General features: G+C 57.7%; 17 protein-coding genes. 9 read left to right on the top strand and 8 right to left on the bottom strand.

Annotated features, from left to right (window positions below):
* Nucleotide 1: 1 nt before the first annotated feature.
* On the bottom strand, nucleotides 2-1,318 hold the full coding sequence (locus BDD14_RS11160; RefSeq protein WP_130418874.1) for an LssY C-terminal domain-containing protein: 1,317 nt from the start codon (nucleotides 1,316-1,318) through the stop codon (nucleotides 2-4).
* Nucleotides 1,319-1,446: 128 nt separating this feature from the next.
* Here BDD14_RS11160 and BDD14_RS11155 point away from each other — a divergent pair, with 128 nt between their 5' ends.
* Nucleotides 1,447-2,103: a DUF4397 domain-containing protein gene (locus tag BDD14_RS11155; RefSeq protein ID WP_165420029.1), complete on the top strand. Its 657-nt coding sequence runs from the start codon at nucleotides 1,447-1,449 to the stop codon at nucleotides 2,101-2,103.
* Nucleotides 2,104-2,241: 138 nt separating this feature from the next.
* On the opposite strand, the gene ahcY is transcribed toward BDD14_RS11155, so the two are convergent.
* The 6 genes from ahcY to BDD14_RS11125 all read right to left on the bottom strand — a co-directional run bounded on the left by ahcY (nucleotide 2,242) and on the right by BDD14_RS11125 (nucleotide 11,657).
* Entirely contained in the window at nucleotides 2,242-3,678 is a 1,437-nt protein-coding gene (ahcY, locus tag BDD14_RS11150) for an adenosylhomocysteinase (RefSeq protein ID WP_130418872.1), read from the bottom strand.
* Between the two features lie 228 nt (nucleotides 3,679-3,906).
* Nucleotides 3,907-5,007 carry a bifunctional DNA-binding transcriptional regulator/O6-methylguanine-DNA methyltransferase Ada gene (ada, locus tag BDD14_RS11145; protein ID WP_130418871.1) on the bottom strand — a complete coding sequence of 367 codons (1,101 nt, stop codon included), beginning with the start codon at nucleotides 5,005-5,007 and terminating at the stop codon, nucleotides 3,907-3,909.
* A gap of 75 nt (nucleotides 5,008-5,082) precedes the next feature.
* Nucleotides 5,083-5,985 carry a transglutaminase-like domain-containing protein gene (locus BDD14_RS11140; RefSeq protein ID WP_130422974.1) on the bottom strand — a complete coding sequence of 301 codons (903 nt, stop codon included), beginning with the start codon at nucleotides 5,983-5,985 and terminating at the stop codon, nucleotides 5,083-5,085.
* A 139-nt stretch (nucleotides 5,986-6,124) separates the two neighbouring features.
* Nucleotides 6,125-7,294 carry a methionine adenosyltransferase gene (gene metK / locus BDD14_RS11135; protein ID WP_130418870.1) on the bottom strand — a complete coding sequence of 390 codons (1,170 nt, stop codon included), beginning with the start codon at nucleotides 7,292-7,294 and terminating at the stop codon, nucleotides 6,125-6,127.
* Nucleotides 7,295-7,527: 233 nt separating this feature from the next.
* Entirely contained in the window at nucleotides 7,528-11,001 is a 3,474-nt protein-coding gene (locus BDD14_RS11130) for a carboxypeptidase-like regulatory domain-containing protein (protein WP_242617885.1), read from the bottom strand.
* Nucleotides 11,002-11,237: 236 nt separating this feature from the next.
* On the bottom strand, nucleotides 11,238-11,657 hold the full coding sequence (locus BDD14_RS11125) for a helix-turn-helix domain-containing protein (RefSeq protein ID WP_130418869.1): 420 nt from the start codon (nucleotides 11,655-11,657) through the stop codon (nucleotides 11,238-11,240).
* Between the two features lie 329 nt (nucleotides 11,658-11,986).
* On the opposite strand from BDD14_RS11125, the gene BDD14_RS11120 reads away from it, so the two are divergent.
* From BDD14_RS11120 to BDD14_RS11085, 8 genes are all read left to right on the top strand, one after another.
* Nucleotides 11,987-13,501 carry a hypothetical protein gene (locus tag BDD14_RS11120; protein ID WP_130418868.1) on the top strand — a complete coding sequence of 505 codons (1,515 nt, stop codon included), beginning with the start codon at nucleotides 11,987-11,989 and terminating at the stop codon, nucleotides 13,499-13,501.
* Nucleotides 13,502-13,532: 31 nt separating this feature from the next.
* Nucleotides 13,533-14,624, top strand: coding sequence for an ABC transporter permease (locus BDD14_RS11115; RefSeq protein ID WP_130418867.1), 1,092 nt, complete (start codon nucleotides 13,533-13,535; stop codon nucleotides 14,622-14,624).
* A gap of 98 nt (nucleotides 14,625-14,722) precedes the next feature.
* Nucleotides 14,723-16,378 carry an ArnT family glycosyltransferase gene (locus tag BDD14_RS11110; protein WP_130418866.1) on the top strand — a complete coding sequence of 552 codons (1,656 nt, stop codon included), beginning with the start codon at nucleotides 14,723-14,725 and terminating at the stop codon, nucleotides 16,376-16,378.
* Nucleotides 16,379-16,546: 168 nt separating this feature from the next.
* Nucleotides 16,547-17,632: an MlaD family protein gene (locus BDD14_RS11105; protein WP_130418865.1), complete on the top strand. Its 1,086-nt coding sequence runs from the start codon at nucleotides 16,547-16,549 to the stop codon at nucleotides 17,630-17,632.
* Between the two features lie 149 nt (nucleotides 17,633-17,781).
* On the top strand, nucleotides 17,782-19,842 hold the full coding sequence (locus BDD14_RS11100) for a M13 family metallopeptidase (RefSeq protein WP_130418864.1): 2,061 nt from the start codon (nucleotides 17,782-17,784) through the stop codon (nucleotides 19,840-19,842).
* Between the two features lie 207 nt (nucleotides 19,843-20,049).
* Complete coding sequence (locus BDD14_RS11095; protein ID WP_165420027.1) at nucleotides 20,050-21,288, top strand: lactonase family protein; 1,239 nt, start codon at nucleotides 20,050-20,052, stop codon at nucleotides 21,286-21,288.
* Between the two features lie 120 nt (nucleotides 21,289-21,408).
* Entirely contained in the window at nucleotides 21,409-22,632 is a 1,224-nt protein-coding gene (locus tag BDD14_RS11090; RefSeq protein ID WP_130418862.1) for a lactonase family protein, read from the top strand.
* Between the two features lie 68 nt (nucleotides 22,633-22,700).
* On the top strand, nucleotides 22,701-23,957 hold the full coding sequence (locus BDD14_RS11085) for a lactonase family protein (protein ID WP_130418861.1): 1,257 nt from the start codon (nucleotides 22,701-22,703) through the stop codon (nucleotides 23,955-23,957).
* A 48-nt stretch (nucleotides 23,958-24,005) separates the two neighbouring features.
* Here BDD14_RS11085 and BDD14_RS11080 read toward each other — a convergent pair whose 3' ends face one another.
* Nucleotides 24,006-25,145: an acyltransferase family protein gene (locus BDD14_RS11080; RefSeq protein ID WP_242617884.1), complete on the bottom strand. Its 1,140-nt coding sequence runs from the start codon at nucleotides 25,143-25,145 to the stop codon at nucleotides 24,006-24,008.
* Between the last annotated feature and the right edge of the window lie 38 nt (nucleotides 25,146-25,183).

Genomic DNA, 25,183 nt, shown 5'->3' with positions numbered 1-25,183 from the left:
GTTACCTCAACTCCATGGTCAGGATGCGTCCGTCGGACTGAAAGCTTCCGCCGGTCGCAGTTCTGGCGTCGAGAAGCGGATTGGATGGCGTTACGTATGCGGCGCTCGAAAAGGCTCCGGCAGCGTCGAAGCCCTGAAGAAGGTAATCGCGCTCCTTGTCGATCTCGGGGTCGATCTTGTGGGTGACGCCTCCGGTTCGCTGATCTTTCTCGAAACCGATATCGTGAGTCGCGGAACCCACCCACAAGGGCCGTCCCGCGACGGTCTTGTCGCTCTGCCACACGCGGAGATGATGCCGCTCGGCAGCGACAAGGAGAGGATCCGCGCGGGAGTAGGACATATCCTGTGGGCGACCGAAGAGGTAGAGCGTGCTCATAGGCACCGCGGTGTATGCCTCGCGGCTGAGGGTCTTCAGCAAGCCATCGAGGATGGCTTCCTGGACAGACTTGTCGACAGCCGTCCATCCCGCCGCCTGGAAGGCTGCCTGAACCTGCTCCCTGGTTCCGACAATCGCGAAGTTCACCATGTCACCAGGATGGCCATGCCCCGCCGCGACATCGGAGACCCGCCGCGGAATATCGTCAAATGTGGCGGGGGTAATGACGGTGCTGATGGGCGCTGCCAACGTGGCGGAGACGGCGTTGCCTTTCGCTTTTGGTGCGGGCGCGAACTTGATCTTTACCTTGTAGTCTCCGGTGAAGGAGAGGTCGCTGCTCACGTTGATGCGGAGGTATAACGTGCCCGTCGTTGGCATGGCTACCTCTCCGGACGTTCCAATCGAGAAGGGAACGGAGGCCCCGATATCGCTTACCCTGCCGATGAGCGCACCCACCTTGGCCTGATTCAGAGGAAACTGCCGCAGCAGATCCTTCCATCCGCGCTCGATGCCGTCGGGTGTAGCCTCTCGAGCGTCTGCCATGATGATGTCGCCCGTGCTCTTGAAGGTCGCAAGCTCTCCGGCTGAGACGACGACGCCGGTATCGAGCCACTCGGAGTCTTTGAGGGTGAGCTCGTAGTTCTGCTTGTGTGAAGCGATAGCTGCATTCTTCCCCTGGTTGTCGCGCATACTCACGATGGCCTCGACTCGGGGCCCGACTGCCGGAGCAATGACGGGAGCTAGCGGGGAGATGTCGGAAGGGGAAGGAGGGACCGCCAGGGGCGGAGGATCGGGCAACTTGCTTTGACCAGATTTGGGTTCAGGGGCCGCCGGACTGGTCTGCGCGTGAAGGGGAACCCCTATGTTCGTGCATACAAGAGCGATGGCCCAGAGAATTCTTCTCCATCGCCTCTCCGACTGAAAACATTTAGAGTGATTCATATCGAGTTCTCGACCTGATAATGCTCAACCCGGGCAAACCGCTTTTGTCTCTCCATTGTTTCACCAGGAAGGCGTCCAGCTGGATCGCGTGGGGGATGTGTGCGGTACTGCTGTCCGGATGCCAGGGCATGGTTTCGAGCACGAGCCGGTCCCGGGTTCGGGTGATTGATGTCTCTCCGGACGCACCCGAGATCGATATCTATCAGAACTCTTCGGCGATCGCTTACAGGCTGGCCTTTGGAACCATCACCTCATATGTGCCGGTTGAGCCGGGAACTTATACGACCACGGCGACGATGTCGGGCAGCCGCCAGACCCTCACCTCGTCGAAAGCGACGCTGGCTACCGCGGGCCAATATACCGTTCTGATTGGAAATTTCTCTTCGAATCTGCAACAACTGGTGTTGAAGGATCAGAGCCAGCCGACTCCGCACGGGCAGATTGCTCTCCGGTTTCTTCACCAGGCTGCTCGCACCGGGTCTGTCGATATTTATCTGCTTCCCCCCGGACACCGGCTAACGTCGGCTTCGCCGACTCTTTCCAATGTCTCTTTTGGTGCAAACAGCGGATACGTGAATCTTCCGGCGGGTACTTACACGCTGGTGATGGTACCTGCGGGAACGGGTCTCACCAACGAGACGGAGCCGGCCTACAGCGGATCTCAGGTGACCTATACCTCCGGTTCGGCCAGCACCGTCGTTCTGGTCGAACAGCAGTCACTCTCCAAAGAGCCGGAGTTGCAGGCGATCATTGCTCCGGACTACGTTCCGGCGCAGGCGGAGTAGCCGCTTGGTCCAGCTGGCGGATATTTGCCCTGCAAAGATGGATCTGGCGGCAAGCTTATGCGACTGTTCCTCGGCGTTCGCAAACAGGAAAGACCGCCGGATATGGGCGGTCTTTCCTGTTGATAGCCTTAGGGTGGTTTAGTAGCGGTACTGCTCGGACTTGTACGGGCCTTCGACTGCGACACCCAGATAGTCCGCCTGGTTCTTCGAGAGTGTGGTCAGCTTCACACCGATCTTCTCGAGGTGAAGTCGCGCCACCTCTTCGTCAAGCTGCTTGGGAAGGATGTAGACGCCCGCCTTGTAGGTGTCTTTGTTCTTCCACAGGTCGAGTGCTGCCAGTGTCTGGTTGGAGAAGCTGTTCGACATGACGAAGCTCGGGTGGCCGGTAGCGCAGCCCAGGTTGACCAGTCGGCCTTCGGCAAGCACGAAGATGCTGTTGCCTGCCGGCAGCGTGTACTTGTCCACCTGCGGTTTGATGTTCAACCGGGTAACTCCGCTCGCCTGGTTCAGGGCGTCCATCTGGATCTCGTTGTCGAAGTGTCCGATATTGCAGACGATCGCCTGATCCTTCATCTGCTGCATGTGTTCGTAGGTGATGACGTCGAGATTCCCGGTGCAGGTAACGTAGATATCGCCGATACCCAGCGTTTCTTCAATGGTCGTAACCTCGTAACCTTCCATTGCAGCCTGCAGGGCATTGATGGGGTCAATCTCGGTGACGATCACGCGGGCTCCCATGCCACGCAGGGAACGGGCAGAGCCTTTGCCGACATCACCGTAGCCGCAGACCACGGCGACCTTTCCAGCGACCATCACATCGGTGGCGCGTTTGATTCCGTCGACCAGCGACTCGCGGCAGCCATAGAGGTTGTCGAACTTCGATTTGGTGACCGAATCGTTAACATTGATGGCCGGTACCAGGAGCTTGCCCTGTTCCATCATCTTGTAGAGGCGATGCACGCCGGTGGTCGTCTCTTCCGCTACACCGCGCCATTCCTTCGCGATCTTCTGGAAGTAGGTGGGATCTTCGGCGTTGATCTTCTTGAGGAGGTTCTTGATGACCTGTTCTTCCTGATTGCCGGAGGGAGTGTTGACCCAGCCATCACCCTTCTCCAGATCGACGCCCTTGTGGATGAGCAGTGTGACGTCGCCGCCATCGTCGATGACGATCTGCGGTCCGAGGCCGCCCTTGTGTCGGAGAGCCTGATCGGTGCACCACCAGTACTCTTCGAGGGTCTCGCCTTTCCATGCGAAGACCGGAATGCCTGCGGCGGCGATTGCGGCGGCGGCGTGGTCCTGGGTGGAGAAGATATTGCAGCTCGCCCATCGCACATCGGCGCCGAGAGCGACGAGCGTTTCGATGAGGACGGCGGTCTGGATCGTCATGTGCAGCGATCCGGTGACCCGGACGCCGGCAAGGGGCTTCGCGGGAGCGTACTTGTTGCGGATCGACATCAGGCCGGGCATCTCCTGCTCCGCAATGTCGATTTCCTTACGTCCGAAGTCCGCCAGCGAGAGATCCGCAACCTTGTAGTCGGCCGCTATCGTCGCCTTATCGATTGTTGCTGTTGCCATAATAGGCACCTCGTTTTTATGTTGAAAACTGTTCGGAGAAAGAAGATTCTCCTCCCTTCAGGATACCACTCGCGGCCTGCCATCCGGGTGCCCTCGATGCTGTCGGACTGTCCTAAGATCCCAATGCAAAAAGGGGAACCGTGTGGCTCCCCCCTCATCCCAACTGGTCCGTCCTCGGGCATATGGGATCGCTGTCCCCTGGTCATACCTCGTATGTCGGTTCGTCTTTCAAGACGAGAACGCGACGTTCTTCTCTGCCTCCAACAGCTTGCGTTTGCGCTCGGTTCCCCAGCGAAAGCCGGTGAGCGATCCGTTCTTTCCCACGACGCGATGGCACGGGACAATGACCGCGACGGGATTTGCCGCGCAGGCTCCTGCGACCGCGCGAGTCGCAGTGGGAGACCCCAGTTCGGCTGCAAGCTGCGAGTAGCTGCGCGTTTCGCCGCGAGGAATCCCCTGCAGCGCCCGCCATACCCGATGTTGAAACGCAGTTGCGCGCACGTCGAGCGGAAATGTCGCGGCTGTTGGATGCTCACCCATCTGGCCGATGATGTAGTCGACCGCCTCTGCCAGCCAGCCGCTCTTCGGTCTCTCGTGCGTCAACGTGGCATTGGAGAAACGATCGCTCAGAACTTCCAGCACCTCCGAATCCCCTTCGCCGAAGGCGATGGTGCAGATGCCTTTCTCCGTTGCCGCGACCAGCATTCGGCCTAAAGGGCTATCTGTGATGGTGTAGCGAATGGAAATCCCGTCGGCACCGTTTCTCATCTCTCGTGGCGTCATGCCCAGGCGGGCAGCACTGTTCTCATAAAGCCTGCTGCTCGATCCAAATCCAGCGTCGTAGATTGCATCTGTAACTCGCATGGTCGACTCCCGTATGTTTGTGTCAAAGGCCTTCAGGCGCTGCTGTCTCGCGTACTGAACGGGGCTGACCCCGAAGATTCGCCTGAAGGCGCGGTGAAGGGTAAGCCGGTTGATTCCGGCAGCCCGGGCCAGTTCGTCTGTCGTTACCCGTTCGCCTGCGTGTTCCTTCAGGTATCGGGCTGCGCGCGCAACGGGCTTAGCCTGAGGATCTGGCTCGGGGGCCGTTCGTTCCGGATGGCAACGCCGGCAAGGACGATAACCCGCACCGATGGCTTCTTCGAGCGTTGAGAAGAATGCAACATTCGCCTTTCCCGGGCGCCTGCTCGGGCAGCTTGGCCTGCACACGATCCCGGTGGTATGGACCGCATAGAAGAATTGGCCGTCGGCGCGGGCATCCCGGTCCAATACTTGTTGCCATTGCCTGGCGGAGAGAATATCGGTGATTTTGCCTGCGGACATCGTCATGTCAGTATCTTCCCTCGACTGGCATGCGTACCACACTCCGTTTTGTTCGTTCAAAAATGGAGCCGAGAGATGCAGTTAAATCGTGACTCCCGACGGCGGGATTGTCGCCGTTGCCGGGGCCGATGCCAAGGGAAGTGCTACTTTTTCCCCTGCCTCGTCCACTTCGTTACTCTCGACGTAGAAATGGGTTAGAAGAGAGGAGCCGAAGCTGGTCGTAATGGCTACATCCGTTGCATCCCGGCCGACCGCCATCAGCAGACGTCCGATTCGTGGCACATTATGACGCGCATCCATCGACCACCACCGCCCACCAAGATAAACCTCGTACCAGGCGCTGAAGTCTCCAGGCCCACTATAAGGGATACGAATATCTCCGAGATGGCCGGTTACGTAGCGTGCGGGGATGTTCATCGCTCGAGTGAGCGTGATGGCAAGATGCTGGAAATCGCGACACACCCCGATACGCTCGGTAAAGACATCGAGCGCTGTCTTCGTTGGCCGGGCGGCCTGGTAATCGAATTGCACGTGATTGTGGACCCAATCGCGGATTGTGATCGCCCGTTGCCATCCCTCCGGGGTCGAGCCGAACAGTCCGCAGGCGATCTCCAACATCCTGTCGACTTCGCAGTAGCGGCTGCCCAGCAGAAACTGCAACACATCGTCGGGGATTTGATCGATGGGATGCTGAGGGGCTCCCGCGTTCACTTCGTCGGCGATTCCATTCACACGGACGAGGCTGCTCCCAGCAAGCCGCAGCGCACCTCCGGGTGCATTGAATCGCAGACAGCGATTTCCGAATCCATCGAGGTACTCGCGTCCGGCCAACTGCTGCCTGGTCTCAAGGTCGATGTGTTCGATCGTCAGTGTCTCAGGCTCTTGAAGGCATGGATCGAGCGACGGATGCAGCCGCAGCATCGCGATCACGGTCAGCGGTGCAGGGAGATGAAACTGAATGTCGAACTCGGCTCGAATCAGCATGGCTTTGATTCGGATGCGGCGGGAATGGGTGACGTTGTGCGAGAGATTTCCGGTTGGTGTGAGTCGGCAATCGGGAATCGGCAAAAAAATAAGGGGCAAGCCGGATGGCTCGCCCCCTTTGTACCGTGAATTGAAAGCGTTACTTCGCCGTCGTGAGGCTCAGAGCCTGCTCCTTGAGGGCGGCAGCCTTGTCGGTTGCCTCCCAGGTGAAATTCGCGCCAGAGCGGCCGAAGTGACCATAAGCCGCAGTTGCCTTGAAGATCGGGCGGCGGAGATTCAGGCTCTCGATGATGCCCTTCGGAGTCAGTGAGAAGTTCTTGCGAACGAGGTCTTCCAGCTCCTTCTCATCGACCTTGCCGGTCTCGAACGTATCTACAAGCACGCTCACCGGTTCTGCCACGCCAATGGCGTAAGCAAGCTGCACCTCGCAGCGGTCGGCCAGCCCGGCTGCGACGATGTTTTTAGCAACGTAACGAGCCATGTAGGCAGCCGAGCGATCGACCTTGGTAGCGTCCTTGCCGCTGAAGGCTCCGCCGCCATGACGACCCATGCCGCCGTAGGTATCCACAATGATCTTGCGTCCGGTCAGGCCGGTGTCGCCCATCGGTCCACCGACGACGAAGCGACCGGTCGGGTTGATATGGTACTTGGTGTTTTCGTCCAGAAGCTCGGCGGGAATGACGGCCTGGATCACATTCTTCAGAATGTCCCCGCGCAACTCCTCATTGCCTACGGTCTCCGCGTGCTGCGTGGAGATGACGACCGCGTCCACACGGACAGGCTTGTGGTTGGAATCGTACTCGACCGTGACCTGGCTCTTGCCGTCGGGACGAAGGTACGACATGGTTCCGTTCTTGCGAACTTCACTGAGCTTGAGCGCGAGACGATGCGCGAGGGAGATAGGCGTCGGCATCAATTCGGGAGTCTCATTGGTCGCATAGCCGAACATCATGCCCTGGTCGCCGGCGCCGCCTGTGTCCACGCCCATGGCGATGTCGCCAGACTGCTTGTTGATCGTCGAGATTACGGCGCAGGTGTTGGAATCAAACCCGTACAGCGCATTGTCATAGCCGATCGCCGCGATGGTTCCGCGTACCAGGCTCTGGAAATCAACATAAGCCTTGGTCGTGATCTCGCCGGCGATGACAACCAGGCCGGTGCAGGTAAGCGTCTCGCACGCCACACGGCTGTAGGGGTCCTGCGCAAGGCAGGCATCGAGAATGGCATCTGAGACTTGGTCGGCGATCTTGTCGGGGTGGCCCTCGGTGACAGACTCGCTGGTAAAGAGAAAACGCTCGCGTGTAGCCAAATGAAACTCCTTCAGGGAAGCCTTCTGGAAGACTGTGTCCCATGGTTGATACAACCCTACTATTCTACCTGCCAGGGAAGGGTGTGTATCAAAAGTTACCCAACTAATGGCTAGGCCGAGGGGGCAGACGGCAGGATTCCGCATTGAGCGGTAATTTCGAGACCCCGCAAAACATTGAAAAAAAGGCGTCTGCAGGGAGCAGACGCCTTTTCGGTTGGGATGGTCGCTGGAACCTAGAAGACCAACTTCGCCCCAAGCTGAAGAATGCGCTTGTCGCGATAACCGGTAACGTTGCCAGCGGTCGGGCTGAAGCCGCTGGCGCTGATCAGGCTGGAGGTGCTGATCGTATCCGGGTTGGTGTGGTTGAAGAGGTTGAATGCTTCGCCACGGAACTGCAAGTGCGTCCTCTCGGTAAGGTTCATGTTCTTGAACAATCCCGTATCAGCGCGCCACCAGCCGGGGCCCTGGACCACGTTGCGCTCTGCGTTTCCGCCACGAATCTGTCCCGCCGGAACCGCAGTGAAGGCATTGATGTTGAACCAGTGCTGACGGTTGTGGATTGGATTGCCCGGCGTACTCTGGTTCGGATTCGCGATCTGGTCCGGGCGACCTGAGGATACGCTCGAGCTGAATACGACGCCGACGCCGGCAGGATCGAGACCGGAGGTGGTGACGTTCTGCGGAAGTCCGGTGTTGAAGTAGCCAAGGCCCGAGACCTCCCAGCCTCCCAGCAGATGTCCAACCACTCCATGCTGCTCGTAGAAGAAGGGCAGGGCATAGACGGCGTTGAAATTGAACATATGCCGCCGGTCGGCTGCAGCGGGTCCGTACTCGGCCTGAGGATTCGACGAGATCTGCGGAGCTCCCACCCGATCGGCGTTGGCGTTGGTCAAGGCACGCGACCAGGTGTAGTTGGCGGCTACCAGGGAGTTATGCCTCCACTCCTTGCGGGCCGACATCTGCAGCGAGTGATAGTTGCCTTTGAAGATCGGCTGGGCCGAGTTGATGGCGCTGAAGCCCTTGTAGGGACGGTACGGATTGATCTGAGAGACGTTGCTGGAGGTGACCGCAACGCCCGGATTTGCGGCTGCGAAGGCCCCGACTGGAGCCTGGTTGATGTCGACCAGGCCGAGAAGGTGAATCTGCTGGTTGCCGACGTAGGAGATATCGGTAACTACGCCGCCCGGGAACTGCTGCTGCACGTCCAGAGAGAACTGCTGCACGTATGGCGTGCTGAAGTGCGGCGCGGTGGCTCGCAGCACCTGCGCCGAGTAGTTCACATTCGCAGCGACCGCGGCGGGATTATCGAAGCTGGTGTTGGAGATCGTCGGTGTGTTGACGAATGGCGGGTTCTGGAAGATGTTCTGCTCGTAGATGGCGAACAGAGCGGAGTCGTACGCGATTCCGTATCCGCCGCGTAGCGAGGTTTTGCCGTCGCCGAAGACATCGAAGGCGAAACCGACACGAGGGGCGAAGTTCAGGTTATCCGCCTTGGCAATCTTGTTCCCATAGGGTGAGTTGACGTTATTGATGCTGACGCCGTTGGTAATCGCCTGAGCAAGGGTGACGCCGGCCACAGGAGTGAATCCGTTGCAGGCCGACGCAGGAGCGCCAGTCACGCAAATCAGTCCAGTTTTGCCTATCGTCGGTGCAGCCGCCGGGTTATAAAGCGAAGGATCGAACGTCGTCAGCTGATGGTTTGCGTCCGTTGGCTGCGCGAAGTGCGAGTAGCGCAGGCCAAGATTCAGCGTGAGTCGTGGCGTAATCTTCCAGTCGTCCTGCAGGTACGCTTCGATCTGGTTGGCCGTAATGCTCGGAGTGACGTCGATCGATGCCTGGCTGAAGGTGGAGACGAAGCCGGTAAGAAAGTTCGCCCACGCCTGCTGGTACGGCTGAGCCGTCGAGCCCGCAGGAAGGTTGCCGTTGGTGAAGCCGAAGCTTCCGGCGTTCGCGCTCGCGTTGTTTTCCTCTTTGTTGTAGTGGTTGTAGGTGAATCCGGCCTTTACCGTGTGATTCCCGATGGTCTTGGTGAGGTTTGCAAAGATATTGTGGTTCCGGTTGTAATCGCGATACGGACCGTAGGTGGAGATCGCCGTTCCACCCGAAAAAGTGAGGGTTGGAACGCGAGGAAGCGTCGAAGCGAATGGCAGATTCGGCCTGATGTCAGGCGAGTTTGCGTTGGCTGCAAGTCCAACCGGATCGCTGAGCAGCGCGCCGGAGGAGAAGGCATAGCCGCCATCGACTACCAGGGTAGGAGTAATCACGTACGTCGCATGGCCCAGATAGATGCGTCCGGGAGCATTGGTGTTGGTTGTGTTAACGCCGGGATAGCCGACGCCCTGGTAGAGGCCGCCAGGTTCCTGCGTGGGAATGGAATCATTGATTAAGCGGAAGAAGACACTCAGCTTCTGACCGAGTTGCTGGTCGATTCGCACGATCTGCTGATTCGCGTTGAAAAGATTGCGCTGCGGCGCGGTCACCAGGGTCCCGCTTGGGTCGGGCGTTCCGACGTTCGCGTAGATGTCCTTGAGATACGCCTGCGCCAAAGTGCTGGTGATCGGCACAGTGGTTGTGCCGCCATCGGCGCAGCCGCCTGCGGAGTTGGTGTTGGCGCACACCGGCTGGGTGAAGGTTCCCCCACGCTCATTCATGCTCGGAACGCCCGTCAAAGTGACCGGCTTGTAAGTGATGACCCGGCGGATCTCCTGCGAGAAGAAGAAGTAAGTGTTGTTCTTGCGGCCGTCGTAGATCTTGGGGATCCAGACCGGACCACCGATGGTGTAGCCGAAATCGTTGTAGCGCAGCGGGCCGCGGGAAGCGGGCGCTTTGGCAGCCCCACTGGGGGTCGTGGTCTGCTTGTTCAGCACATCATTGGCGTTGAAGATGTCGTTGCGGACAAACTCATAGGCGCTGCCGTGGAAATCCTTGCTGCCTGATTTGGTGATGACGTTGATCTGACCACTGGCGCTGCGTCCAAACTCCGCCTGGTAGGTTCCGCGCAAGGTCTTGAATTCGGCGATCGCGTCAACGGAGGGATAGGTGAGGAGGGTGTAGTTGGAGCCGCGGTCGACGTTGTCGGAGCCATCGACGGTCCAGGCGTTTCCGCTGGTTCTCGAGCCATTGACGGAGAACTGCACGACGTTCGTTGCGCCGTTTGGGCTCGAATTGCCGATATAGATCTGGTCGGCGCCCGAGTAGGCCACGCCGGGCTGCAGACCAACGAGCTGCTCGTAATTACGGCTGGAAAGCACGAGCTCTCGTACCTGCGTTCCGCTGATGAGACCGGCCTGTGTCGCGTTCTCGGTGTTGATCGATTGCGTATCAGCGGTGACCAGGACCTGTTCCACAGCTCCTGCGCGGAGGGTTGCGTTCATCGTAAGCGCGTCGTTGACGTGCAATACGACTCCGTTGAACACCTGATCACCGAAACCGGAGAAACTCACCGTAATCTTGTACCCGCCAAGAGGGAGTGTGGTGGCTGCGTAATAGCCGCTTCCATTTGTTGTGACTTTGCGCACAATCTCATTGCGGTCTGTATTCAACAGCGTCACGGTGGCTCCGCTGATTGCGGCCCCGCTTACATCCGATACCGTTCCGCTGATACTGCCTAAAACGTTTTGCGCCAGGGCGCCCTGTGCGCCCACGACTAAGACTGTCGCGGCGATCAACATCATCGCGCGACAGGCAAAGAGCCTGAAGCCTGTCATTCACTGTCTCCTAGAATTGTCTTAGCGAGCCGGATTTCTGGTGATCCGGCAATTTCTTATAATCGGGACTTCGATAGGCCGATGCTTATTGTTTGCATCGGGAGCTCGGTCCAGTTAAATGTTGGGTGATCCTTCACGGGAGCTTGTCAGGTCCCGGAGTGCCGGAAAGGACAAGTAAGCCAACTGCCATCATAATTGAGCGCTTGGACTCGGTGGCCCTGGAACGGAACAGACGGCTAAAGGAAAAGTCTGCCGTGCAGGACAAACTTCCATACTCCCCAGCCGAACACAACCAGCACGGCCACCATGACGGCGACCCCGATCCAACGGGAATCCAGTCGTCTTCCGGAACGGCCGCCACGATTCTTTCTGACGTTTTCTGCAAACTCTGTCCAGCCCTCCTCCTCGCTCGCTGCTCCATTGGCTTGAAGCATGGCGTCGAAGCGCTCGAGCCAGAGCGGCTCTTCCAGGCCGACCGCACTCAGATAGCTGCGGACGATACCTTTACGAAAAACGCCACCGGGCAGCTCCGCATACCTTCCGGCTTCGAGCGCCTCCAGGTGACGGAGAGAGACTTTCGTGACCGTACAGATGGTCTCGAGTGTAATTTGCCTTCTCTCGCGTTCCATTCGCAGCTCGTAACCGAACTGTTCCATTCCGCTTCCTTCCTTTTCTCTGGATAGACTCTATAAATGTCGGCGGTTTTCCGCAGTTTTCGGCAGAATAGTCCCGATGATGGCCTAAGTCAAAGCTTCTGAAGAGCCTTAGCTTGCTGGAATCAGACTAGTTAGTCCTGGAATCCCGATCCGGTACAGTCTCGAATTCGACTCCCCGACCACCTCGGCTTTTGACTGCCTAGGCGCAGACTTCTATCGTTAGAGTGTCCTAAGAATCTGTTCTGGTCTTAAGAGCCGCAATTTTTCGGGAGTAGGGTGTTCCGGCGAAGCGGGTTCCTTGAAAGTGGAGAGGTCCAAAGAGAAGACGAGTGCGCATACCTTTTCCTGTTCATATACCGATTTTGCGAGTAACCGGTTTCGCGCTCGCGCTTTTTCTTGTCCAGGTCTACCAGGGAACCTCGACTCTCTTCGCCCTCTGCAGTTTTGTGTTCATCGTTATCGCGGGAGTTACGTTTAATCTTGCTGGAGGGCTCTCCCGTCCCTCCGGGGCCTATGTTTTTTTCTACTCCACTCTGGCCGTGATCTTCGGATTATTCTGGAAGGCCGTCCTTGGCGAGCCTGCAGATTCTAATCTCGTTCAGCCCATCCTCACGATGCAGGTGTACGTCGGGAGCATAACGGCGATGTTGATTGCGGTCGCCATAAGCCGGAAACTGACATTCCGCCGCCCTCTGCTGGCGAACCTCGTTACAGATGCCAACATGCAAAACGCCGCGGTGGGATGCACAGTAACGGGCATAGCGATCTTTGGCGCGATGCAATTCGTCGAGATTCAGCAGGGTGGCATCCTGAGCGCCCTGTCCCAGATAAACCGCTTTTTGCCGATGGCTCTGATCCTCGGCGTGATCTATGAGCTTCGGAGAACCGGCGGAAGGAGCAGTGTCAATCTGATCGTGCTAATCTCCGGAGGAACGATCTTCGGTCTGGGACTGATGGGGTTCTCCAAAGAAGGCATTTTCATGCCGCTGGCGTGCTGGATGGTTGCCGCCGGCTCCCAGGGGTACCGCCTCTCTCGAATACAGTTTGTCGGCCTTATTTTTGGGCTTTTTCTAGCCGTCCATTATCTGGTGCCCTACGCGCAGTACGGACGTAATTTTTTTGAGCCTACCTTTGCCGGGCGCGTGCGGGTGAGCGCAGAATTGCTCTCCGACCTCGAAGGGACTCGCACCAAATACGAAGAGAGCAGCGAGGACTACTATTCCCGGCAGATCCAGGGATATTTCAATAAGTCCCAGGGCTTTCTGGATCGTCTGCAGATGATCTCCCCCGATGACGGGCTGCATGACGTCACGGAAAGACGCGGACCGATCGGTCCAGCCCCTGTCATCATGGGATTCGGGAATTTGATTCCACGGTTTTTGTGGCCCGGCAAACCCACTGTCAATTTCGGAAACTTCTACGCCCATGAAATGGGTGGTCTCGCAGCGGACGATACCACGACAGGAGTCTCGTTCTCTCCTTCCGGAGAGGCATTTCACATCGGCCGGTGGATAGGAATCTTCTTCTGGGCTCCCCTGCTGTGGATCATGCTGTTCGTCCTCTTTGACTCCCTGTGCGGGGATACCCGGACCTCGCCCTGGGGCCTGCTGATGTGCGCTTTCTTCGCGCATATTGCCCCGGAGGGTGGCCTCGGCGCGACGATCTATGCCATGGGCTATGTTGCCTTCGGTCTGGTCGCCGCAGCATACGCCGCAGCATACGTGATGCCCATCCTGGGAACCTTATTCAAGGGGCCGTCCCGCACGGAAGTTCGTCGAAACGTTCTTGTGCACGGCGTTTCGCGCCGTTCCCGGCCCGTTCCTCAGCAGGGGATTGGCCAGTAACGCATCCCCCTTGCAATACACTGATAGAAGCATGAACAAACTTGTAGTCGGCAATCTTGTCCACCGTCCCCTGCGCTCTCTTATCAGCGCACTTGCCATCGCCATCGAGGTCATCATGATCCTGTCGATCACGGCGATCCTGCTGGGCAAGATCAGCGGCTTCAAAGAGCGGCAGAGTGGTATTGGGATGGACATGATCGTGCGCCCAGCCACGACCAACAATTTCATCGGTATGACCGGCGCTGGAGCCTCGATCAAGGTCGCAGACGTTCTTGCAAAGATTCCGCATGTCGCCGTCGCTGCCCCTGTAAATATCACGATCACCGGATCGCTCGACAGTATTTATGGTATCGACTACAAGAGCTTCAGCGGTCTGCTGCCGTTCACGTTTCTCTCCGGGACGGCTTTTCAGGGCCCGGACGACGTAATTGTCGATGACTACGCCGCAGCGGGCAAAAAGGTCGGCGATAAGATCAAAATTCTCGAGCACGACTTTCGGATCTGCGGCATCGTCGAGCACGGCAAGGGTGGTCGCAAATTCATTCCCATCGATACGATGGGACGTCTGAACGGTTCCGAGGGAAAGGCTTCGGTCTTTTATCTTAGGACGGAAGACCCTCCTCGCTTTCAGGAGGAGGTCCGGAAGGCAATTCTTGCGACCCCGGGAATGAGCCAGTATGACGTACGCACCGCCGAGGAGTATCTCTCAGCGTATTCTCCGGCACGGCTTCCCTATATGAGCACTGCCATCCGCGTGGTCGTCGGAATTGCACTGGTCATAGGATTCCTCGTGATCTTCCAGTCGATGTATACCGCGGTGATGGAGAGAACGCGAGAGATCGGGATTCTGAAGTCGCTGGGAGCCTCGCGAATCTACATTGTCTCGCTTGTGCTTCGCGAGACGGCATTGATTGCGGCTGTCGGCATCGCGCTTGGCGTGGCATTGAGCTATGCGTTGAGTGGCGCACTTGAAGCACGATTTCCCACGCTGGACTTCGTGATCGACTTGCCCTGGGTATGGAAGTCCGTCGTGATCGCCTTTACGGGAGCCTTGCTGGGAGCGATCTACCCAGCTTACAAGGCCGCCAGCAAAGATCCCATCGATGCTTTGGCCTACGAATGACGTGGACTTCCATACGGCATCGCGCATCATACTTATTGGTGTGCATTGTGGTCCATCATCCGTGAGGCAGGCCATTCAACTTACAGGGCATCTCGTTCATGACACCTTCCACAAGCGATGATTTCAGGCAAGCCCGCTCTGCGGTCCGTCTGATCGAGCTGTCTTTGCTCGTGATCGCCGCTGTGTTTCTTGCCCTGCATGCCGTTCACCTGCGCGCGGATTTTCCAAACCACTCCCCCTGGATGGATTGGGCAAAATACACCGACGAAGGATGGTATGGAGATGCGGCGATTCGCCATTTCCAGCGTGGTGACTGGTATGTCCCCGGAGATTTCAACCCGGCGGCCGCTCTTCCCGTGTGGCCATTGCTCGAATCTGCCGTCTTTCGCGTCACTGGAGTCAACGTTGTAGCCGCGCGCGGCCTGGCGACGGGAATCTTCGCACTGAGCTTGTTGTGCGTCTATCTCCTTGTCGGTCGCTGGCGGGGAGCTGCGCAGCCGAAACGCGAGCGATCCCTGGCTCCCGCCATCGCTGTCCTTCTTTTGGCGGTTAACCCATTCTGTTTCGTCTTCAGTCGCCTGGCCATCCTGGAGCCGATGCTCATTCTGCTCACTCTGCTGGCTTTGCTCGCGGCATCCTATCTCCCCGAACCCAACGACGAGGTCTCGTCCCGTCCGACGTGGCTGCGTAAAACTTTTCCGGTGGTGGCGTTGGGATTTCTACTGCCTCTGATGGTTCTTACCAAAACCACCGCGATCTTCCTGTTTCCCTCCATCGCGTGGCTGCTGTTTGCGCGCTCCGGCTATCGATTCCGCCCGGTATTGAGATTGGGAACGCCGATCTTCCTCCTCGCCGGATTGATCTGGGCCGCTTACTACGGTGTCGTCGTGAGACCGCACTTTCTTGAGGACTATCGGTATCTCTTCAGTGCGAACGCCTACACCGGAATTACAACCCAGAACCTCTTCGAGGTATTGCGCGACAGCTTCGTCGATGGAATGTGGGTGGGACAGGTTCTCTATCCCCTGGCTCTGGTGGCGGCAGGTGTCGCTCTGCTGATCAGACCACGGTTACTCCGCAATCCTCTTGTCCCCGCGCTTCTTCTTTGGATTGCAGGGTATGCGGCCTTCATCGTGTATCACAACAATCTCCAGCCCCGGTACTATCTCGTCCTTGCTGTTCCCGTGACGTTGCTCACTGTCATCGTCTTCGAGAGCGGCTGGATCCGGCGCGATTCCCCGGTTCCACGGTTTTCGCCTCTCGCATTCTCATGCGCTGCTGCCCTGGCCATCATGGCGATCGCAGATGCGCGGCAGGTTATCGGGTACGTTCTCCATCCGGAGTACACCTTCGCCAGCGCTGCCGATCGCATCCGCGAGATTGTAGATTCGGATCACGCGCATAATCCTCTCGTGCTGTCTATCAGTGGCTCGGACCTTTCCCTGATGACCGGTCTGCCCTCGATCTGCGACGACTTCGGCACGATGGATCTGGACGCCCGGGTGAAAGTCTATCGGCCCGGCTGGTACGTCGCCTGGAATCAGGTGGACGATGACAAGATGGATGCGCTCACCTCGCTCTACAACCTCAGGCGCGTAGCGTCCTTTCCCGCAATGGATGATCCTGAACGAAATCTTCTGATCCTCTATCGGCTCGATCCCGTTCAAGCTGCCCCTCCGCGTCGTCGTCGGTCTACCCGGCTGGTTCAGGCGGATTTCAGCCACCAGGGCAGCAGGAACGAGGTCTCTCGCTGAGATTTGGGCCAGATGGACGAACTCCTGCATCCATGCCTCCGAACTCCGCATCCATGCTTTAGATATGAGGTGATGTATCCTCTGAACTATCAGTTATCTGTGTTGCAGGTACGACGTGATTCCGGTCGATCACGCGGATTCGGAAAGACCTGATTTTCAAGGAGAGCTATGCCGAGTCAGCAGGAGGTGAGATGGTCACAATTGAAGGTAGGCCTCATCGTTCTGGTGGCGTCGGTGGTTCTGGTGGCTCTGCTGTTTCTGATGACCAGCTCCGCCGGCCTGGGAATTCTGTCGCATAAGCTGACCGTTACGACGTACTTTGAGAACTCCGCTGGATTGAAGCCAGGTGCCGCCGTAAACCTGCAAGGCGTGACCATCGGCACGGTCAAGACAGTAACCGTGGTGGCAACTCCGGAACGGAAACTGACTCCGGTCAGGGTCGTGATGAAGTTGAACGATAAGTTCGCCGACGAGTTGAAAAAGGACTCGAAGGCCTCTTTGACAACCATCGGCGTGTTGGGCGACACCGTCGTTGATATCAATAGCCAGTTTGCCGTGGGTCCTCCCTTGCAAGACGGAGATGAGCTGAAGACCCTGGAGACCCCGAGCCTGACCGACGTGGTCAAGGCCAGCCAGGGAACCATCGAGAGCCTGAACGTGATCCTCGCAAAGATGAACACCATCGTCGATAACCTCCAGTCGGGGAAGGGGTCCATCGGACAGCTCATCAACAGTCCGGATCTGTACAACAAGCTCAATGGAACCGTCGATGAGTTGCACAAACTGACGATCAATCTGAACCAGGGCAAGGGGACCATCGGCAAGCTGGTGAGTGACGAATCCCTCTACAACCGTCTGAGCGACACCACGGCGAAGCTGGACAATATTGCTACCGAGCTGGACAGCGGCAAGGGGACGGCCGGCAAGCTGCTCAAAGACCCCGAGCTCTACGACAATCTGAACTCCACCCTGAAGCATGCCAACTCCCTGATGGCCGACGCCGATGCCGGCAAAGGCGGGATGGGCCTGCTGCTGAAAGATCCGCAGTTCCGCAAGCAGCTCGACGATACCTTCACGCAGGTCAATCACCTGGTGACTGGAGTGAACCAGGGCCATGGAACTCTGGGCAAACTGGCGACGGAAGATACCCTGCACACGAACTTGAACAATCTGCTGATCAACAGCTCCGACCTGGTAACCGCTGTCCGTCAGAACCCCAAGAAATATCTGACTATCCACCTGAAGATCTTTTAGCTCTCCCGTTGGCCATTCCCATCTCGCAATCCGCCCTGCTCGATTCATCCCGGCAGGAAGACGCAAGGTAACGGACATCTTTTCTTTGCCCGGGTGCGGGAGTAGTGTGGAGAGACCGATAGAAGCCCTTGTGTCTTTTTAGGAGAGTCATGAACCTTACGCCGTGGAAGTTTGCCCTTTTCGCCCTGATGCTTGCAGTGCGTCTGCCACCGGTGTCCGCAGAAGATGTCTCCGGGCCGAAGTCCGCGCCGAAGAAACCCGTGATCTTCGATCTCTCGGCCATCGACACTACGGTCGACCCATGCGTCGACTTCTATCAATACGCCTGTGGAAACTGGAGAAAGAACAATCCTATCCCCGGTGACCAGACTCGCTGGGGCCGGTTCAATGAGCTTGCGGAGTACAACAACTATCTCCTCTACACCGACCTCAAGTCCGCTGCCGATGCGCCGAAGACACCGCTGCAGAAAAAGTACGGCGACTTCTATGCCGCCTGCATGAACTCCGATCTGGCAAACAACCTTGGTGCCAAGCCCATCGAGCCGATTCTCAAGTCGATCGCCGGCTGGAATGACAAGAAGAAACTCGCGACGCTGATGGGTGAGACCGAAGATAAGTTCGCCATCGGCTACATCTTCAACTTCGGCTCCGATCAGGACCAGAAGGATTCGAGCCGGCAGATCGGCGAGGTCGATCAGGCCGGTCTCGGTCTGCCTGACCGCGACTACTACCTGAACCAGGACGACCGCTCCAAAAAGATTCGCTCTCAGTATGTGGAGCACGTGACGAAGATGTTCACTCTCGTCGGCGATAGCCCCGAGCAGGCGGCCAGGGAAGCCCAGCACGTTCTCGATATCGAGACAGCGCTCGCCGAAGGCTCGATGTCCCGTGTCGACCGTCGCAATCCGGCCAACGTGTATCACGTGATGACCATTGCCGAACTTCAGTCGCTCACGCCGGACTTCGACTGGAAGGTCTACTTCAATGCAAAGAAGCAGGGCGGGCTTACGACCGTAAACGTGGTGGCGCCGGATTTCTTCAAGGCAATGAATAAGCAGATCGATTCGGTCGAGATGGAAGCGCTGAAGAGTTATCTGCGCTGGCATACCATCCACCGTTTCGCCGGCAATCTAAGCGACGCCTTCGTTCAGGAAAACTTCCAGTTCTATGCAGCGACCCTGGCGGGACAGAAGGAGCTCGCTCCGCGCTGGAAGCGATGCACTCAGTCGACAGATCGCGCACTCGGCGAGGCGGTCGGGCAGGATTGGGTGGCGAAGAATTTTCCGCCCGCCGCCAAAAACAGCATGGAGAAGCTCGTCAAAGCGCTTGAGGTCTCCCTCGATCAGGACATCCAGCACCTGGACTGGATGAGCGATGCCACGAAGGTAGAGGCAAAAAAGAAGCTCGATGCCTTCCGCGACAAGGTAGGCTACCCGGACAACTGGCGGGACTACTCCACGGTAAAGATCGAGCGGAATAACCCGGTGGGGAATTCGCAGCAGGTTGCTGCCTTCAACGACAGGCGCGATCTGGCCAAAATCGGGAGGCCCGTCGACGAGAAAGAATGGACCATGACTCCGCCAACGGTCAACGCCTACTACAACCCGGCGATGAACGACATTAACTTTCCGGCGGGAATTCTGCAGCCTCCGTTCTACGATTTCAAGGTCGATCCGGCGGTCAACTTCGGTGGCATCGGCGTCGTCATCGGGCACGAGATGACCCACGGCTTCGACGACCAGGGAAGTCAGTATGATCCGCAAGGCAACGTTCGCAGCTGGTGGACCGACGAGGACCGGAAGAAGTTCACCGAACGCACGGATTGCGAAGTGAAAGAGTATAGCGGCTTTGAGGTGGCGCCTGGCCAGAACCTGAACGGCAAGCTGACACTCGGTGAGAATACGGCCGACAATGGAGGCCTGCGCATCGCCTATCAGGCGCTGATGAATACGCTGGCGGAGCAGAATGCCTCGACGACCGCGAAGGTAGATGACTACACGCCCGCCCAGCGCTTCTTCCTGGGCTTCGGGCAGGTATGGTGCGAGAACGTCACCGAGCAGGCTGCTCGGCTTCGAGCGAAGACCGATCCGCACTCCTCCGGTCGCTGGCGTGCGAACGGAGCCGTGCAGAACTTCGATGAATTCGGAAAAGCCTTCGGATGCAAGGTGGGCCAACCCATGATGCCGGCGAACGCCTGCCGCGTCTGGTAAACCGCCTCGGCTCCATGCCGGGAGGCCCGCGGGCTCCCGGCATGAACGGATTCCGTGCCGCGAAGGTGGCACAAACTCTTTTCACCTTCTACAATGGCGAAAGGAATTTATCCCTAAAGAATTGCTCGCAACAGGCGGCGTCAAAGAACTCGATGCCGGCGAGGATTAAGGAAACGCATGAGGTTGAGCAGGATTGGCCGGGTTTCAATGGCCTTGGTAGTGTCCGTTGCAATGGGTCTGGGCATGACGGCGTGCGGGGGAGGCACGGTCGCCTTTATCTGGGTGCTTGGCACGCAGTATAACCAGATCGCAGGATTCAAGGTCGATAACTTCTCAGGCAATCTCACGCAGGTGGTTGGCTCGCCCTTCAGTTCCAATGGCACCAATCCTATCTCCATTGCCGTGAAGCCGGGCGGACGATACGTCTACGTGATCAATAAAGGCGTTCCAGCTTCGGGCACGACTGCCGCGACCCCCGGCGGCATCGCGCTCTTCAGTGTCGGCGGAGACGGTGTTCTGACCTTCCAACAGACCTATACGAGCCGTGGAAGTACTCCCATGTGGGCAACAACTGACAGCACTGGAAACTTTCTTTATGTGCTCGATACGCTTTATCCGGACACTCCGGAGTATCCGAATCCAAATGGCCTCGGCGACATTACCGTCTTCGCGATCGATCCGAACACAGGACGCCTGCAACTGGTACCGAACCAGCAGATCAAAGACAGCAATCAGACGCAGCTGACCTTCTTCCCGGTAGGCCCGGCCCCGACCATGATGCGTGTCTCCGGAAGCTGTGTCTTCACCATCGACACCGGCGATCAGACGGTGTACCCCTACGGTGTGGGTGCCGGTGGCCAGCTAACGCTGGTTGCAAATTCCACCATCAACACGGGTGCTGGAAACCTGACCTCGATCAGCACGAGCGGCAACTATGTCTATCTCACCGATGCGGCGCCGACATCGGACAGCACCGGCGGACAGGTTATTCCCTATACGGTTGGGACCGGTTCCTCGGCGTGCTCGCTCAATGTTCTTACCGGTGGACCTGTCGCCAACCTGCCATTGACCTCGAATCCGAGCTACTCGATGGTCGACAACAAGGGTAAGACGCTGTACGTTCTGAACCGCTCCTCGCTCAATCCGAATAACAATGCCAGCTCGATCTCGGCCTTCACGATCGACCCGACCACCGGAAAGCTGCAGTTCCTCGGAACCGGCGGGAGCCCCGCCGCGGGTAACCCATACCCCGTGGGTGCAGGCCCTGTTTGCATGGTCGAAGACCCGACAAATCAGTGGGCGTACACCTCAAACAACATCGATGGAACGATTACCGGTAAGCGACTCGATTCCAACTCGGGCGAGCTAAGCGCGTTGCCGAGAAACTCTACATTCCCGACGATCGGCCAGCCAACGTGTATGGCGCTTAGTCCGAACGTTAACTAGCCGGCACAGGCTGGCGGCAAACAAGACCCCATCTACTCCCTCTCAAGTTTGAGAGGGAGTAGATGAGAAGACCGGTTTCTTTATTGACAACCGGATCGGCATTTGGAGTAAGGGAAGCGCATGAGGTTGAAGAAGATTGGCCGTGGAGCGATAGCCTCGATTTTGTCCGTGGCGGTGGGGCTTGGACTGACGGCGTGCGGTCGCGACTATACGGTCGGCTACATCTACGCCACAACGGCGCAGGGAACCGCCGGACTGCTCAACGGCTACAAAGTTGACTATCAGCAGGGCTATCTTGTCCAGCTAGCTAACTCTCCCTTGCCTACCGGTGGCAAGAATCCTGTCACGGTTGTGGCTTCGCCGGATCACTTGAGCATTTATGTCGTACATCGTGACGACTCGAGCGTGGTCCATTTTCTTATCGGTACCGACGGTAAGGTCTACCCGCAGAAGACCTATAACATTACCGGAAGCTTTGCGACCGACGCCTCGATCGATCCGGCGGGCAAGTTTCTGTACGTGACCTTCACCTACCAGAACACGATTCTGCCCGATGGCACGCAGCAGCAGTTGTACACGCCCGCGAATCCGGGACCTGGCGGTGTGACCATCTTTCCCATTAATGCGGATGGCACGCTGAACGCTCCATCGACCTTCAACCTGGGCCGCAGTCCGGTCAAGATCTCGGCCACCAGCCCAGGCCATTTTGTCTACGTGATCGCGCAGGATGGTGAGACCTCGGCGAATCTCTTTGGATTCACCCAGAATCCGAATGACGGAAGTCTTACTCCACTTCCCGGAGTGACGATCAATTCCGGCAATGTCGTATCGACAGGATTCCAATCGGGAGGAACTCCTGCGGGCATTCTCGTCGACAGCTCGGGAGGGCATCTTTACATTACCGATCTTGCCTTGAATGACGTGATGGCCTATTCCATTGCGCCGACCGGTATCCCCAGCCTCATCGCTACGGTTGCTACGGATTTGGCCCCCTCCGGCCTGACGATCGATATGAGCGGGAAGTTCCTCTACGTCGCAAGCACAGGCGCCGGCGCGATCGATGGATTCACTTTAGGCTCGAATGGAGCGCCGACTCCTTCGACGGTCTCACCCAGCGTGCAGGTAGGAACGGGGCCGACCTGCCTCAGCATGATTGGAGCCCCCAGCACAGGCGATCCCACCCATGCCATTTATCTTTATGCCTCCAACTCTTTGAGCAGCAATATTTCGGGAACCCAGATGGACCCCGCCACCGGGCAACTGATACAGGTTCAGAAGACTCCATTTGGAGCCAATGCTTTACCTAGCTGCCTCGTGGCAGTGCCCGCCGTACCGGGACGCTGATTCCGGTTGAGGTGTGAAGATGGATAGAATGTTGCAAGGCGGTGCGATCCGCCGGATGAAGGAAGAGGATGAGTTTGACAGGAAAGATCTTTGAGTCGACGCTAACGGACAAGGCTGCCGGAAAGGCCTCGGCGATTTCCCGGATCGCTTCGGCGCTATTGTTGACCGGCGCGTTCGGTTTGACTGCCTGCACGCGTGACTACACGGTTGCCTATGTCTATGCGACCGCCGCAGGGGCCGGAATCAACGAGTATGCGGTGGATTATCAATCCGGTGCGCTGGTTCCCGTACCGGGTTCGCCGGTCGCGGCCGGCAATAACCCCGTAAAGATCATTGCGTCGCCGAACGGTCTGTTCATCTATGCTCTGAACCAGGGTGACTCAACGATTCAGGAGTTCGCGGTCGATGACGACAACGGCCAGCTGACTTCGAAGAACACCTATCCCACGGGAGCCAATCCCACGTCCATGGTCATGGACCCGGCGGGTAAGTTTCTCTATGTCACCTTCACCTACCAGCAGGGATACTCGGCTTCAAACCCCGGTCCCGGCGGGGTGAACATCTTCCCGGTCAACTCTGATTTTTCTCTGGGAACCCCCACGGTTCAGCCGTTGGGCAATAACCCGGTTGGCGTGGTCGTCACCAGTTTCACCCCTTACGTCTACATCATCGACGCCGAGCCCGCGGTAGCATCGGGCTCGCCGGTTGGCTGGATTCTCGCCTTCTCACAGAACACCACCAATGGAGCTCTGACTCCTATCGGTAAGACGAATATCTCGGTCGACAACACCGGAAAGACAGTTGCCGTTGGCTATGGAGCAGGAACCAATCCCAGTGCCATCGCTGCGGATCCGACCTCACGCTTTGTCTACGTGACGGATCGCTCAACCAATCAGCTCTATGGAAACCTCGTGATCTCGGGCGGCCTTCTGCAGCCGATGCAGAACTCACCGTTTGCCACAGGTCTGCTTCCAGTTGCCGTCACGGTCGACCCGCGCGGCAAATATATGTATGTCGCGAATTTCAACAGCAACACGGTAAGCGCCTATGTGATCGATCAACCCACCGGAGCACCGGTAGGCTCCGTGGGATCGAGCGCCACCTCGGTGGGAACCGGACCCAGCTGTCTCTCGATCGAGCCCGCGCTTGGAGTCTATATGTACAGCGCGAACAACCTCGACAACACGACGACCGGCCTGAAGCTGGATGCTCACAACGGATCGTTGCAGAACGTACAGAACACTCCGTTTCCAGCTGCAGGAACTCCTACCTGCATTGTGGCGGTTGCGAATGGTTCGCATGCCACTCAGGTTGTCAGTCCATAGAGAATCAGGAGTGCAGAAAGGGCCTCGCTTTCGCGAGGCCCTTCTTTTTTAAGCTTGTCTTCGTCGCGATTCCGGAGGAAACCGGTTCAGGATGGCCTTCCGGACAGGGTTTTCGATGAACCGATAGATGAAAATCGACAGACCGATCAGGGCAGCATAGGAGATCCAGGGATCGAATGCGGCCACGTGCAGACGTTCCGGCAGATGGTAATTGTGGATGAGCAGGTAAACATTGAAATGCAGCAGGTAGAGGCAGTAGCTGCTCTCCCCGACCAGCAGCAACGGACCCCAGGAAAAGATCTTCGAAATCGCGTGTTGACCGCTCAGCCCGAAGACCAGCGTAGCGAACACGGGAAGTAACAGACCCTCGTGCAGGAGGAGATAGGGAATCCGGTCGGAGACGAGACAAAAGAATAAAACGAGCACGACAAGGGCCGCTGCAGCAATGGCCATCCGTTTCCGCTCGGTGATGGTGGTCGTCAACTGAAGGCGCGACAGCGCAATGCCCGACAGAAAGGTTGGGGCATAGGGAATCGGTGTGTACTTCAAAAACCGAATGAGCGTAGTCGAGGTATAGCGATCGATCGGAGTCGCCAGGTGATCCGGATTCATCGACAGATACAAAAACGCAGGCACAAGGTCGATGATCCAGAGCACAAACATGATCAGCACAAGACGCGAGGGCTTGCGCGGCCACGGCAGACGGATGAGCCATGGGAAGAGAGCGTAAAAAGCCATCTCGCAGGAGAGCGTCCATGCGACTGTATTCCAGAAGGTCGCAAGCGATGGGCTCCAGCCCTGAAGCAAGAAAGGTGTGAGCACGAGGCCCTGCCAGAACTCCGCTGTGGAACGGGTATGCCATTCGAGCTCAAGCATGGGAATCGAGATCAGCAGGACAAGCAGATAAACAGGGTAAAGCCGCGAGAACCTGGCCATCCAGAAGTCCCGCTTGACCAGGTTTGCGCCGCGATCGAAGTAGTTATAAGAGAGGATGAAGCCTGAGATCAGGAAGAAGACGTTGACGAAGACGAATCCGTGTTCGACGAAGGGACGGATGGGACCGAGATAGGGCGGCGTGAAATGAAACAGAACGATGTTGAAGGCGAGCAGGGTACGAATGCCTGTGAGAGCAGGCAGCGGAGGCTTGCGTGCCGGTTTTACGAGCGGCGTCGTTGCAGTGGAGGCCAAGATCCTAATGTCCTGTTGGTGTGAACACGCTTTCCCTG

The organism is Edaphobacter modestus (assembly GCF_004217555.1).
Classification (GTDB): domain Bacteria; phylum Acidobacteriota; class Terriglobia; order Terriglobales; family Acidobacteriaceae; genus Edaphobacter; species Edaphobacter modestus.
This window is presented reverse-complemented; position numbering and strand designations above follow the sequence as displayed.